This window comes from Mediterraneibacter sp. (genome assembly GCF_030825015.1).
Taxonomy (GTDB): Bacteria; Bacillota; Clostridia; order Lachnospirales; family Lachnospiraceae; genus Mediterraneibacter.
Genome location: NZ_JAPJQP010000021.1, coordinates 1 through 14,552, shown reverse-complemented (window position 1 = coordinate 14,552; position 14,552 = coordinate 1). Strand labels below are relative to the sequence as shown.

At 42.3% G+C, this 14,552-nt stretch carries 9 protein-coding genes and 1 tRNA gene; 7 read left to right on the top strand and 3 right to left on the bottom strand.

The features are described from left to right. Positions 1 to 230 precede the first annotated feature (230 nt). The 3 genes from adhE (at position 231) to RCH61_RS08355 (ending at position 4,631) form a co-directional block, all read left to right on the top strand. Positions 231 to 2,849, top strand: a complete 2,619-nt coding sequence (gene adhE, locus RCH61_RS08365; RefSeq protein WP_306480424.1) for a bifunctional acetaldehyde-CoA/alcohol dehydrogenase — start codon at positions 231 to 233, stop codon at positions 2,847 to 2,849. A gap of 390 nt (positions 2,850 to 3,239) precedes the next feature. Beyond that, positions 3,240 to 3,995: an aminoglycoside phosphotransferase family protein gene (locus tag RCH61_RS08360; protein WP_306480423.1), complete on the top strand. Its 756-nt coding sequence runs from the start codon at positions 3,240 to 3,242 to the stop codon at positions 3,993 to 3,995. A 60-nt stretch (positions 3,996 to 4,055) separates the two neighbouring features. Continuing rightward, the gene (locus RCH61_RS08355; protein ID WP_306480422.1) at positions 4,056 to 4,631 is read left to right on the top strand and encodes a TetR/AcrR family transcriptional regulator; all 576 of its coding nucleotides are present in this window, start codon (positions 4,056 to 4,058) and stop codon (positions 4,629 to 4,631) included. A gap of 279 nt (positions 4,632 to 4,910) precedes the next feature. On the opposite strand, the gene RCH61_RS08350 is transcribed toward RCH61_RS08355, so the two are convergent. Then, positions 4,911 to 4,994: transfer RNA gene (locus RCH61_RS08350), tRNA-Leu, on the bottom strand. Positions 4,995 to 5,197: 203 nt separating this feature from the next. On the opposite strand from RCH61_RS08350, the gene RCH61_RS08345 reads away from it, so the two are divergent. Beyond that, positions 5,198 to 6,487 carry a helix-turn-helix domain-containing protein gene (locus RCH61_RS08345; RefSeq protein WP_306480421.1) on the top strand — a complete coding sequence of 430 codons (1,290 nt, stop codon included), beginning with the start codon at positions 5,198 to 5,200 and terminating at the stop codon, positions 6,485 to 6,487. A gap of 166 nt (positions 6,488 to 6,653) precedes the next feature. Beyond that, a complete protein-coding gene (locus tag RCH61_RS08340; RefSeq protein WP_306480420.1) occupies positions 6,654 to 8,222 on the top strand; it encodes a WD40/YVTN/BNR-like repeat-containing protein in 1,569 nt (522 codons plus the stop codon). A 343-nt stretch (positions 8,223 to 8,565) separates the two neighbouring features. Here RCH61_RS08340 and RCH61_RS08335 read toward each other — a convergent pair whose 3' ends face one another. Both RCH61_RS08335 and RCH61_RS08330 read right to left on the bottom strand, forming a co-directional pair. Next, positions 8,566 to 9,831 (bottom strand): dihydroorotase, encoded by a 1,266-nt coding sequence (locus tag RCH61_RS08335; protein ID WP_306480419.1) that lies wholly within the window; start codon positions 9,829 to 9,831, stop codon positions 8,566 to 8,568. A gap of 241 nt (positions 9,832 to 10,072) precedes the next feature. Further along, positions 10,073 to 11,305: a 6-phosphofructokinase gene (locus RCH61_RS08330; protein WP_306480418.1), complete on the bottom strand. Its 1,233-nt coding sequence runs from the start codon at positions 11,303 to 11,305 to the stop codon at positions 10,073 to 10,075. Positions 11,306 to 11,543: 238 nt separating this feature from the next. On the opposite strand from RCH61_RS08330, the gene glf reads away from it, so the two are divergent. Next, positions 11,544 to 12,656 (top strand): UDP-galactopyranose mutase, encoded by a 1,113-nt coding sequence (glf, locus tag RCH61_RS08325; protein WP_306480417.1) that lies wholly within the window; start codon positions 11,544 to 11,546, stop codon positions 12,654 to 12,656. 219 nt (positions 12,657 to 12,875) lie between these two features. Then, positions 12,876 to 14,228: a hypothetical protein gene (locus RCH61_RS08320; RefSeq protein WP_306480416.1), complete on the top strand. Its 1,353-nt coding sequence runs from the start codon at positions 12,876 to 12,878 to the stop codon at positions 14,226 to 14,228. The last annotated feature ends 324 nt before the right edge of the window (positions 14,229 to 14,552 follow it).

Here is a 14,552-nt window from a genome sequence, read left to right as displayed (position 1 = left end):
GAAAGAGTTTTTTGTAATGTCAGAATTGGATAGAAGAGGCTGTTTTTAAGGTTGTTTTATGAGCTTTTGTAGAAAGTGCACAAATAATTTTTGAAAAATACCGTTAAAATATTAACAAATATATTGTTGACAATTATTTAACAAACGGATATACTTGAAGTTGTGAGAAACAAGATAGATAACGGTTTGAGAAGAGGAAACCGGAACTCAATTACAGGAGGAATTATCAAATGGCAAAGAAAGAAAAAACAGTCGTACCTGAGATTGTTGACAGTGTAGAAGCGCTTGAAGCAAAAATGAAAGCAATGCGCGAAGCACAGAAGATTTTCGCGACATTTACTCAGGAGCAGGTTGACAAGATTTTCTATGAAGCAGCTATGGCAGCCAACAAACAGCGTATCCCGCTTGCAAAAATGGCAGTAGAAGAGACGCAGAGAGGTATTGTTGAAGATAAAGTTATCAAAAACCACTACGCTGCAGAGTATATATATAACGCGTACAAGAATACAAAAACTTGCGGCGTGATCGAAGAAGATACAGCTTACGGAATTAAGAAAGTAGCAGAGCCGATCGGTCTTGTTGCGGCGGTTATCCCGACAACAAACCCGACTTCTACGGCAATCTTCAAGACATTGATCTGTTTGAAGACAAGAAACGCGATCATCATCAGCCCGCACCCGGCTGCAAAAGCATGTACGATCGCAGCAGCAAAAGTTGTACTTGACGCAGCAGTAAAAGCAGGAGCACCGGAAGGAATCATCGGATGGATCGATGCACCGTCACTGGAGCTTACAAATACAGTTATGAGAGACGCAGATATCATTCTGGCAACAGGCGGTCCTGGAATGGTAAAAGCTGCTTACTCTTCAGGAAAACCGGCTCTCGGCGTTGGTGCTGGAAATACACCGGTTATCATTGATGACACAGCAGATGTAAGAATGGCTGTAAACTCTATCATTCATTCTAAAACATTTGATAATGGTATGATCTGTGCTTCCGAGCAGTCTGTAACTGTTCTGGAAAGCGTATACGAGCAGGCGAAGAAAGAATTTGCTTACAGAGGATGCTACTTCCTGAAACCGGGAAAAGAGCTTGACGCAGTTCGTAAAACAATCATCATCAACGGAGCGCTTAACAGCAAGATCCCTGGAAAATCTGCATATGAGATTGCAAAACTTGCAGGCGTAAATGTTCCGGAAGATACAAAGATCCTTATCGGTGAAGTTGAGTCTGTAGATATCGCAGAAGAATTCGCTCACGAGAAACTGTCACCGGTACTTGCAATGTACAAAGCAAAAACATTTGACGAAGCTCTTGATAAAGCTGCTCAGCTTGTAGCTGACGGTGGATACGGACATACATCTTCTCTGTATGTACATCCGGCAGAGAAAGAAAAGATCCAGAAACATTACGAAGCAATGAAAACTTGCCGTGTTCTGATCAATACACCGGCTTCACAGGGTGGTATCGGAGATCTTTACAACTTCAAACTTGCTCCGTCACTGACACTTGGATGTGGATCATGGGGCGGAAACTCTGTATCAGAGAACGTTGGTGTAAAACATCTTCTGAACGTGAAAACAGTTGCCGAGAGGAGAGAGAATATGCTGTGGTTTAGAACACCTGAGAAAGTTTACTTTAAGAAAGGCTGTATGCCGGTAGCGCTTGACGAGCTTGGAACAGTAATGCACAAGAAGAAAGCGTTCATCGTTACAGATACATTCCTTTACAAAAACGGATATGTAGATCCGATCGAGAAGAAACTGGATGAGATGGGAATTCAGCATACATGCTTCTACAACGTAGCTCCGGACCCGACTCTGCAGTGCGCTCAGGAAGGTGTAGCTCAGATGAGAGCATTCGAGCCGGATACAATCATCGCACTTGGTGGTGGATCTGCAATGGATGCTGCTAAGATCATGTGGCTTATGTATGAGCATCCGGAAGCAAACTTTGAAGACATGGCTATGGACTTCATGGATATCCGTAAGAGAGTATTTACATTCCCGAAAATGGGTGAGAAAGCATACTTCGTAGCGATCCCGACATCTTCAGGAACAGGTTCTGAGGTTACACCGTTTGCGATCATCACAGATGCTGAAACAGGCGTTAAATGGCCGATCGCTGACTACGAACTTCTCCCGAACATGGCAATCGTTGACGTTGACAATGCAATGACAGCTCCGAAGGGACTGACAAGTGCATCAGGTATCGACGTAATGACACATGCAATCGAGGCTTATGTATCTATCATGGCAACAGACTACACAGATGGTCTTGCAATGAAAGCTGTTAAGATGGTATTTGAAAACCTTCCGTCAGCATACGAGAACGGAGCAAATGATCCGAAGGCTCGTGAAGAGATGGCAAATGCTTCCTGTATGGCAGGTATGGCATTCGCAAACGCATTCCTTGGTGTGAACCACTCTATGGCTCATAAACTTGGTGCATTCCATCACTTGCCGCATGGTGTTGCAAATGCTGTAATCCTTACAGAGGTTATGAGATACAATGCAGCAGAAGTTCCGACAAAGATGGGAACATTCTCACAGTATCAGTATCCGCATGCACTTGCAAGATATGCAGAACTTGGACGTTTCGCAGGATGCACAGGAAATACAGATGAAGAAGTATTTGAAAACTTCATTGCAAAACTGGAAGATCTGAAAGAGAAGATCGGCATCAAGAAAACAATCAAAGATTACGGTGTTGACGAGAAATATTTCCTTGAGACTCTGGATGATATGTGCGAGCAGGCATTTAATGACCAGTGTACAGGAGCAAACCCGAGATATCCGCTTATGAAAGAGATCAAAGATATCTATCTGAAATGCTACTACGGCAAATAAGATCGGGGAATTGATTTATAAATAGTATTTTACATCAGAGCGTTGCAGGCAGAGGAGAAATCCGATGCTGCGGCGCTCTTTTTTGCATGGCGACGAGCCGAAGTTCGGGATTGCCGAGACCCTGCAACTGTTTACAATCCAGGAATGTGCATTTTGGCATCTCCGGTGATTGTATGGTAATTTTCAGTGAAATGTATTTTGGAAAAAACAGTATTATAATCTTAAAAAAGTATAAAAAAACCGACAGAGTGATAAAAATTTAACAATTAGATAATTTGTAAAAATATAGTTAAAAATTGCACAAACTTTGCTTAGAGGGGTTTCTTTTCTGAAAATCAGGGTGTATAATGAGCTCATCAAAAACAAAAACCCATTAAGGAGGCCACTATTATGAAACTTGAAGAAAAAAATATTATCGTAAAACGTCCATATAAAACAGTTTACAAATGCGACGACAGTATCGTAAAAGTATTTAATGAAGAGCATCCGAAGTCAGACATATTTAACGAAGCGCTGATTACAGCAAGAATTGAAGAGACCGGACTTGAGATCCCGAAAGTGAAAGGGGTTACTCAGGTAGAAGGCAAATGGGCGATCGAGATCGAGTATAAAGATGGCAAGACGATGGAAGATATGATGAATTCCGATAAAAAGAATATCGAGAAATATATGGAAGATTTCGTAGATCTTCAGCTTCAGATTCACAATGAGACATCACCTCTTCTGAAAGGCATGAAAGACAAACTTGCGCGTCAGATTAACAGCCTGAAAGAAGTGGACGCAACAACAAGATACGAACTTCTTACAAGATTGGAAAGTATGCCGAAACATAATAAAGTATGCCATGGCGATTTTAATCCGAGTAATGTAATCGTAGGGAAAAACGGTAAGATGACAGTTGTAGACTGGGCACATGCAACCCAAGGTAATGCAAGTGCAGATGCAGCTATGACATATCTCCTCTTTGCATTGAAAGATCAGGAAACAGCTGATCTGTATTTGAAATTATTCTGCAAGAAGAGCGATACAGCAAGACAATATGTACAGCAGTGGCTTCCGATCGTGGCAGCAGCACAGCTTACAAAAGATAATGAGTTAGAAAAAGATTTCTTGATGAAATGGATCGATGTTATTGACTATCAATAGAAGTTTCGGTATGATTATCGGTGAAAAAGGAGTGGATTAGAGGAAGGAAATTTGCCGAACATGGAAGATAAACGGATCGTAAAGACAAAACGAAATCTGAAAGATGCAATGATCAGAATGCTTTCAACAGAGGATTTTGAACGCATTTCCGTTACAGAGCTCTGTAAAGAAGCGAAAGTCAGCAGGATTACGTTTTATTCACATTACAGCGATAAATATGCGCTTTTAGAAGACATTTTCAATGATATGCTTTGTATTGGCACAGAGGATTACTATCGGCGTCAGGAAGAGAATAATCCGGAGCGAGGATTGGTTCGCGGGTATGTGAATATGCTTAGTGCGATCTTGGATCTTTACTATGATCGGTTTGATTTTTTTCAATATACTAATCCCGAGGTTAATCCGTATTTGGCATCCCGACTCTATGGGATTATCTTGGAAACGGTCGAGATGCATACGATTCATGTGAATCAGAAATTAAAATATTCTGCGAAAAAAATAGCAGGCTTCGTTTGTTTTGGCATGCTTGGCTTCGTAAATGAGTGTCAGAAGAGCAATGAATCTCTTGAAGAGACAAAAAGAGAAACACGGGTTCTGCTGGAAGACGTCTTGAGATCTGGGATTTTGACAGAATAGATCAGATACGGTTTTGCTAAAATACGAAATTGTGGAAATACAAATCAGAATAAGAAAATGCAGCGGCTTTACTGTTATTGTAGAGCTGCTGTTTTTTTAGAAATCAGGGGAAGATAAAAAGCAGGTAATCAAAAAGTAATCAAAATACTCTCTCGAATTCGTTGCGGAACTGTATGTATATCAACTTTGGATAAATTGCTTATTTATAGAAATGCTTTATAAGGAAATAAAAAAATAAGAAACCTTAGATTTGCTAAGGTTTCTCGCTTATGTCTGCAATGCGGAAGAAGAGACTTGAACTCTCACAGGATAAACTCCCACTAGAACCTGAATCTAGCGCGTCTGCCATTCCGCCACTTCCGCTCGACAAATGATATTTTATCATAATTAATGGCGTTTGTAAAGCATTAAATAGGTTTTTATTGTGTTTTATGGTGAATCAGGGGAGTCTACGCAGCGTAGACCGATGGAAAATGAACGTGTATTGTAAAAATTTCATAGTTTGGTATGATTAGGTCAGTAAAATATTTTACTTTCTGCGAGACAGTGTGGAAGGAGGAGCTAAAATGGCAGACAGAATAGAAAGCGAAACAGAAAAAGAAAAAGAAGCAGAATATGAAAGAAAAAGCAAACCGAAAAATAAAACAGAAAATAAAACAGAAAACGGATCAGAAGATAAAATGAAAAATAAAGGAGAAAACAGGACAGGAGAATTTATTGCGCGGAGGAGAAAGGAACGCGGAATGACTCAGAGAGAAATGGCGGATCGGCTTGGTGTAACGAATAAAGCGGTGTCAAAATGGGAAACGGGACAGGGAATGCCGGATGTCGGAATTCTTTCTGAGCTTGGAAAAGTGCTTGGTGCAACGGTGGATGAAATCTTAACAGGGGAGCAGATTGAACAGAGTCAGCGGTTAGTATATGGCGTACCGGATGATGACAGGAAGCTTTTAGATATTGTGTTGGAGCGAGCTGAGAAAAGGGCGGAAACGATTCGGATTACATGGAAGGACGTTTTAGGCTGCCTTCTGTTTTTGTTTGCAGTAGGTTTGATTTTGGTACAGGTTTGGGTTTTGGTGCGAGGAAGAGAACTTGGATTAGAATATATAATGAAAGGAATTCCGTATGTAATAAACGCAGCGGCAGTGTTCTTTTTATGGGCAGGCGGCATGTGTATCGGAAAACTTCATCCGATCTGGAAAAGAAAATCGAGTGTTGCTGCCGCGGTGATTTTATTTGCAGGAGGGATTGCAGTCTGTCCGTTTTTATTTCCGTCACAGCGGGAAATTGTTGATCTTGCGCCTGACTTTTCAAATATAATGCGCCTGAAAATCGACGAAAACGGGAGAGCGGTCTTTTACCGCCAAAGAGGATTGTTATTTGGTGTTCAGGTTGATGTGTTTCCGTTTACGGTGAAAGACGATGTGAAAGTGCAGTGGCTTGAAAATGATGTGTGCGCGCTTACATATGAATCGACGGAAGATCGTTCGGTGCATCAGTTTGTGGCGACTTACGGAGACAGGAACGGAGCGGTATCCTATTATTACGTAGGAAATGCGGCTTACGGTTCGTGGAGCGCGGAAGATCAGGGAGAAAATTATAAGCTGGAAGTGGGGACGGGAGAAAACGGTGGAATTGACATTGAAACGCCGGAAGGAAAAGAACATTATGAATTGGAAGAGTGCCTTCAGTATGGAACGCTTGCAGTTGTATTTCCGAGCGATAATCCAAAATGGACGCTTGTATTAAATCAGGACTGCGTATTGGAAGAAGGCGGAAGCCGGGTAGAAGAAGGCGGAACGGTTACTTTGTGCAAAGTGTCGATGGAGAAAACAGCTCCGATCATTATGCATTAGGAAACCGGTCAAACAATGAAAAGATTAAAAATTTCAATAGAGGAGAATAAAACTTATCTCAAAAGGATTCGGAACGAGAAGGATAAATTCGAATTAAAAGGATGAAAAGCAGGAAGAATGGACTTGGATTAAAAGGATCAAAAGAATCGAGAAGGAGAGAAGAAAAATGGGTATCAATAAAAAGAAAGGACGAGTTGTAGAACGAAAAGAAAAATGCGATGAAAAAGAAAGAAGCAGTCAGACGGGGCGAAAAAGCGGAGCAGGATTTCTTGTTGTGCTCGGTATTGTCGTGATCGTGATGGCAGCAGTCGTATTTTTTGCTGGAAAGTATGCTTATCATTTGTTAAGAGAATACATAGAGTATGCATCGAAACAAAGTACGGAAGTTGTCTTGGAAAAGGACGGACTGAAAGGAGTTATTGAATGGATGTCAGAAAAAGAAAAAGAGACACTTCCGAAGCATTTCCTCGTTTCCGGTATAGAGGCGGAACTGTGGAAAAACGGAGAGGTGTATGACTTTTCGTTTTCTATTGAAGAATTTAACGGATCAGATGAATATGTGAAAGATATTTATTACAGATATGACAGTGCAGAAGGAAAACTGAGCAGAACAGAGGATGTAAATGAGGCGTTTCCGACGGAGTATGATCCAAATGCAGAAATGGATTACTTGGACAGTCAGATAAAAATGCTCCCGCTTATGGCTCAGATGAAGAAACTGGATTTCGATAGATATGTTGTGGAGTACAGTAAGGACAGACGTCTTCAAGATGCAGATGTGGTGATAGATGGAAGAGACGGAACCGGATTTCCGGTATTGACTGAGAAAGAATATCGGCAGGGAGCAGGAGGTGCAAGCGACGGAAGTTCGCAGGTTGTCATTGCTCTGACTGACGGCAGCGGAGCGATGGGAGAGCGGATCGAATACGTCTGTCCGCCGGCAGATGAAAATGCGCTCATTGGTCAGACAGAGACCGTGATGCAGAATGATTATTATTTCAGAGGAGAGGAACTTGTGCTGACAGATGACAGCGGGGAAACATGGATTTCAAGTGGTCTGACGCCAAAGCAGTTGGAAGAAACGAAAGCAGTATATGGGAAAGGTGATATGATCCCGGAAAACAGCATTTACGCAGATGGAAACGGAATGTTTGCCGTATTTTGGGGAGAGATCCCGACGCTTCATATTTCAAAAGATGATGGTGAGACTTGGACAGATTTTGTATTTCAGGAAGATTATCCGAGACTGTGCACTTCGAGAGTAGTTCGTTTTCTTGATCCTGAAAACGGGTATGCAGGTCTTGGAACAGACTGGTCAATGGGAACCGGAGGAGGCACTTACGTTGGTTGGACGCATGACGGCGGTATCACTTGGGAGACAATATCTGTGGATGTGGAAAGCGGATGGATTTTATCAGGACTTGCATTTGCCGATCTGTCATCAGGGATGCTTACGATGGATGAACAATTTGGAGAAAATTCGTGGCCGCATGTACTTGTGACAGAAAACGGAGGGGCGTCATTTACGGAAATAGAGCTTCCGTGGGACACTGTTTCGGAAGAAGTGATGTTCTTGAATAAAGTGGACAGTTTGAAATATGAGAATGGAGTTTATTACTTAACCCTCGGTCAGGGCGAATATGGAAATAAAAAAGCTGATTTTACAAGTACAGATTTGAAGAGCGGATGGAAATTCGAGAAAAGTTATATCGGAACGGTTCATTTGAATGGGTAGGGGATTGTTCATAAAAATATCGCACCTTAAATGCCAAGTTTAAGATGCGATATTTTAAGCTCATTCTTTTTATCTTTACGTTTCTCTTTTTTATGATTTTTGCAGCATAAATATAGTACGCATAATTAATGCATTCGCAAAAACAGCGATTCCGGCGGATAATATATCTAGTCAGTTTAAAATAAAAATTGTAATAAATGTAAGTGAACAGAGGGCAAGTATTTGATCCTTGAACTTCTGTGGGAAATTTGTATTTTCCCTCAAATTTCTTGATCTCATTATGAAGTGGGGGGCATGACTGGAATGCTCTGTTTCCCGACAGCCTCATATTTATTAAAAGTAATTAAATGGCGTTGTATACAATTTCTCCTCTGCATACAGTCATCTTTACTTTTCCGTACAATTCCCAACCGATAAACGGTGAATTTGACGACATGGAAGCGAAGGATTCCGGTATCCATTTTGTTTCAGGATCGAAGACCACCAGGTCTGCGGGAGCGCCTTCTTCGATTCTTCCGCCGTCTAAATGATACAGTCTGGCTGGATTGATCGTCATTTTTTCGAGAAGCTGCATAAGTGACAGATGCCCTTCGCGCACAAGAGAAGTGATCCCGAGCGCCAGTGATGTTTCTAGACCGATAATTCCGCTTGGAGCTGCAGTGATGGAGCGTTCCTTCTCTTCTTTGCTGTGCGGGGCGTGGTCTGTCGCGATAATATCGATCGTTCCGTCGGCAAGTCCGGCGATGATTGCCTGACGGTCGGCTTCAGAGCGAAGCGGCGGGTTCATCTTTGCAAGCGTTCCGTATGTCAGCACAGCCTCGTCTGTCAGTGTGAAATGGTGCGGCGTTGCTTCTGTGTGAATATTTGCGCCGAGAGATTTAAAATGGCGGATAATGTCTACGGAACGTCCTGAGCTGATGTGCTGCATAACAACGTCGGCGCCTGAATTTAGCGCGATCATACAGTCTCTTGCAACGAGAGATTCTTCGGCAATGGAAGGAGAACCGTAAATGCCAAGCTGTTCGGAAACTGCGCCGTGGTTGATCCCATTGTTTTTAATAAATGACGGATCTTCTTCATGAAGACTGATCGGTACGTTTAGTTGTTTGGCTTTTTCCATTGCCTCGTATAAAAATGCGGCGTTTTTCAGCGGAATACCATCATCAGTAAATCCACATGCTCCGGCGGTTTTCAAAGCTTCCATGTCGGTCATTTCTTCGCCGCGCAGTTTATGGGAAACAGCAGAGGCCTGATGAACGTGTATTTTTTCGTCTTTCGCTCTATTTAAAATATCTGTTAGCGTCTCCACGTTGTCTACGACCGGAGATGTATTTGCCATACAGATGACAGAAGTAAATCCTCCTGCGGCTGCAGACTGCGAACCTGTGTGGATATTTTCTTTGTAAGTGAATCCGGGGTCGCGGAAATGGATATGTGTATCGATAAGTCCCGGTGCGACAGTCAGACCATCGGCATCTGTTACTTGTTCATTTGGAGCAGGCAAAAGAGTGTTTCCGATTTCTGTAATGATACCGTTTTCGATTCGGATATCGTAATTTCCTGATTTTTTAGTGGCAGGGTCTATAAGAAAACCATTTTTAATAAGCATGAGAAAACCTCCTTAATCGTAAGATTGTTGCGCTATTTACTTTATGAATTAACGATGTGCAGTGGAAATAGAGTGGTTCATATATAAAATCCAAAACACATCTTCATATAAGTAAAGTATAAAGGAAGAATAAGAAAGAGACAAGAGAATAAAAAGGAGCATTGTTATAAAACCGGATATAAAAAACTGCCGCGTCCCGATAGTGAACATATCATAGATATCAGGAGCGGCAGTATTTAAATTAATTTTTTCGGTAGAGGTGACGCGGAATGCCGTCAACCATTACAGGCGATACATCGCCCTGAATAAGCGGGCGTACATAGGAAACGAAATCGTCGGTTACATAAGATCCGTCTTCTGTAACCCATTCGCGCGGAACGACTTTTTCATCGTTTGCAATCTTATGCACATCTTTCACTTCTGTTCCGCACTGATACGGATCGTCGGAGAGACGCTGGAGAACAACCATCTTGCCGGAATCTCCTTCGTCCGCAGCCTTTACTGCCGCACCGCCTACCTGATAAGCTTCGAGAATATCGACTCTGGAAGAGCAGTGGGAAGCAGAACGCTGCAAGGTGCTTAATTCAATCGCGCGGGTCTTGCATCCGAATTCGCCGGCGATATAGCTTGCGAGATAGTTCGCAGTTCCTGAAAGCTGTTTGTGACCGAATGCATCGACAAAATCAACGCTTTGTCCGAGTTCGCATACATATCTTCCGTCAGCGAGACGGATTCCTTCTGAAACGGCAACGACAACCGACGGTTTTTTCGCCAGAAGATCTTTTACTTTTGTACTGAAAGCTTCTATGTCAAAAGGAATCTCAGGCAGATAGATAAGATCCGGTCCGGAGCAGTCCTCTCCTTTTGCAAGAGCGGCCGCGCCTGTCAGCCATCCGGCATTTCTGCCCATGATCTCAACGATAGAAACAAGACCTTTTCCGTATTCAAGACAGAAGCTGTCTCGGATGATCTCTTTTACAGAAGTTCCGATATATTTTGCCGCGCTTCCGTATCCCGGCGTATGGTCTGTAAGTGCCAGATCGTTGTCAATCGTCTTCGGACATCCGACAAATCGAGTACGGTATCCTGTTACGATGGCATAATCGGACAGCTTTTTGATCGTATCCATTGAGTCGTTTCCACCGATGTAAATAAATGCTTCAATGTCCAGTTTATCAAGAATGGAAAAGATTTTTTCGTAGACATCTTTATTTTCGTGGATTTCAGGCAGTTTATAGCGGCATGATCCGAGGAAAGCCGCAGGTGTTCTTTTCAAAAGTTCTGTGTCAAGATCGTTCGTAATGTATTCGGACAGATCAATGTAACGCTCCTGAAGGAGTCCTTGAATACCGAAAAGCATACCGTATACTTTGTTTGCGCCTCTGTCCTTGGCGGTGCGGTATACTCCCGCGAGGCTTGAGTTGATTGCCGCTGTCGGACCTCCGGATTGTCCGACGATTACATTTCCTTTCATGATGAAGTACCTCCGTTCTGTATGTTTGCCCGCAGAGTGACACTGCGGACGGATATACAATTATTTTAGTGCATAATGACTAATTTGTAAACAAAAAAATCAAAAACATGGGCAAAATAACGAAAATGACGAAAAGCGTCGCATTATAGGAAAAATTGCGGAAAAAATGATATTCTGTTAAAATACAAGATAAATCAGTGCGGCATAATATTTTGCGGTGCGGAAAGAGAGGCTTTGTATGAAAAAATATGATTATCTGATCGTCGGCGCAGGACTGTACGGCGCGGTTATGGCATATGAGCTTGGAAAAAAAGGAAAGTCCTGTCTCGTAATCGACAAGCGGGATCATATAGCGGGAAATATTTATTGTGAAGATGTGGAAGGAATCCATGTGCATAAGTACGGAGCACATATTTTCCATACATCGGATAAGAACATATGGGATTATATAAACCGGTTTGCGGAATTTAACCATTATATCAATTCGCCTGTGGCGGTCTATAAAGATGAGCTTTATAATCTCCCGTTTAACATGAACACATTTAGCAAGATGTGGGGAATAAAAACACCGGAAGAAGCGAAGAAGATCATTGAAAGACAGCGGAAAGAGACGGGGATCACAGAGCCGAAAAACCTCGAGGAGCAGGCACTTTTCCTTGGCGGAAAGGATATTTATGAAAAACTGATCAAAGGATATACAGAGAAACAGTGGGGAAGAAAGTGTACAGAACTTCCGGCGTTTATTATTAAGAGGCTGCCGTTTCGTTTTGTGTACGATAATAATTATTTTAATGACAGATATCAGGGCATTCCGATCGGTGGTTATACGCCTATTGTAGAAAAAATGCTTGAAAAGGCAGATGTCCGTACAGGGGTGGACTTTTTTGAGTTTCGAAAGCAGAATGCAGATATCGCTGAGAAGATTATATTTACGGGAATGATCGACGAATATTTTGATTATCGGCTCGGGGCGCTTGAATATCGCTCAGTGCGGTTTGAGACGGAAGTGCTTGACTGCGATAACTATCAGGGCAATGCGGTTGTCAATTATACGGACAGTGAAGTGCCGTATACCCGCGTGATCGAGCATAAGCATTTTGAGTTCGGGAAACAGGAAAAGACAGTTATTTCGCGAGAATACTCTTCGGAGTGGGTAGTTGGAATGGAACCTTATTATCCGGTCAATGACGAAAAAAACAATGCGCTGTTTGAGCAGTACAAGAAGCTGGCAGACAGCGAGAAAAATGTGATTTTCGGTGGAAGACTCGGTAATTATAAATATTATGATATGGATAAAGTGATTGCCGCCGCTCTTGAGCAGTTTGAGAAGATCATGCAGACTGCAGAATAGATTGTGAAGACGGCAGCAGGAACAAACGAATAAAACAGGCGCTTGCTTTTCTGTGCAGATTCGGGTAAGATACAAATACTTATTAAATGCGTCTGATTGAATGACACATCTGTTACGGCTTGATTCAGCCGAAATTCGCCAAGAATAATATAAACTCATTCGGGAACGGTGCAGAGGGAAGCACCGTTCTCGACAATGCGCATCCGATGAAAAGTAAATATGGAAAAAATGAACGAAGGAAAAATGTATGAAGTGTTAAAATTTGTCGAGCATGGAGAATACTGCAGGCAAAGTATGGATTGCGTTCATGGAATGCTGCTGATCGATTGTATGAGAAAGGAAGGGAGAATCGATAAGGCAGTTTTGTTTGCGTGGTTTCAACAGATTGCGGTTTGTGCAGATCAGTATGAAAGAAGCGGGACTGGGAAAAATTATAAATATTTGAATCCTTATGGAATCGTTATATCTGATGAAGGCGACGTATTCTTTCTTAATACAGAGTCCATAGAAAATGCAGAAGTGATGAAACAGATGCAAAAAAGAGCAGTTCGAAGTCATTTTATCAAACCGATCTATGAGATGGAAACTGGCGGGAGCAGGGAAGCGGATTTGTTCGGATATGGGAATACAATGCGTTTCCTGCTGGCATATATGGAGGTAGAGCCTGTGCTTACAGGCCGGGAAACAATGCGCCTTTCGAAAGTAAGCGGGAGGTGCATCGGAGAAGCAAGAAAAAAATACGAATCTTTCCGTCAGGTTTTGAGGGATCTTCCGTCAGTTCGTAAAGAGAACGGGCAAGATAGAAAAAAGCATAGACAGGCAAGGACTGCGATTGCAGCAGGCGCGGCAGTCTGCCTTTTATCAGCAGTTTTTTGGCAGAAATATAAATTTGCCGGAGGTGAGATGGAAATTCAAGAAAAAGCAATCTATGCAGAAAATAAAGAATCTGCGGAAGCGAAAGAGCAAACAGAAGCGAAAAAGCGCTCAGGTGCAGAGAAACATACAGAGAACAAGGGAAGCGCTGCGGGTGAAGATCGGACAGCAGGTCGGGAAAACGCAGCGGATAAAGCTCTTACAGCGGGGCAGGGGAGCACAATAGAGGAAGAACGTACGGCAGGAGAGGAACGTATAGGTGCTCAGGAGCGTACAGAAGATGGAACAGATCCGGAAGTCTGGAGCAAAGAACTTGAGAATGTTGAAGGAACAGATGCAGCGGCAGAATGGATGGAATTGTATTTGGAGCAGCATACAGACAGCGGAAATCGTAAAGCAATCGAAATCGGAGAGAAGGCAAGGCTGTCTGTTTTGTGGAAGTTAGCCGATGCGTATGGGCAGGCAGAGATGAGAGATGAACAAATGGAAATATACGATCAGTTAATTGGATTAGAAACAGATCCCCAAAAATTGGAAGAGGCAGGGGTACGGAAAATGAAACTGGAAGCAGAAAGCGGAAGTTATCAAAGGGCGGTCGAGACCGGCAGACAAGTGTTAGAACGGCTGGAAAAGTCGGAAGAAATTACAAAATTGATCGAGGGATATATTTCCTCAGAGGGGAAAGAGGTTTTGCCTTAAAAGAAAAACTAAAAAACAAGGCTCAAAAGAAAAGCTTAAAAAAATGAAAATTGTCTGTTGAAAGGGAAAAAGGGAGGATGCCGGGTAATCAAAATGATTCCCGGCATGTATTATGAAAAAGTTTATGCAAAAATAACTTGTAATCGTCATTGATTTGATGATGTTAGTATATGCGAAAGAAATGAAGAAAGCGTGAGGAGAAGATGAAAGAATTTTAAATGATAAATGAACAAACTGTGAACAAAACGGCGAAAATAGACGAAAAAGATAGTAAAAGACCGATGGGGGAGCCATCGGTCTTTTGAGGGGAGTATAAATAATTAA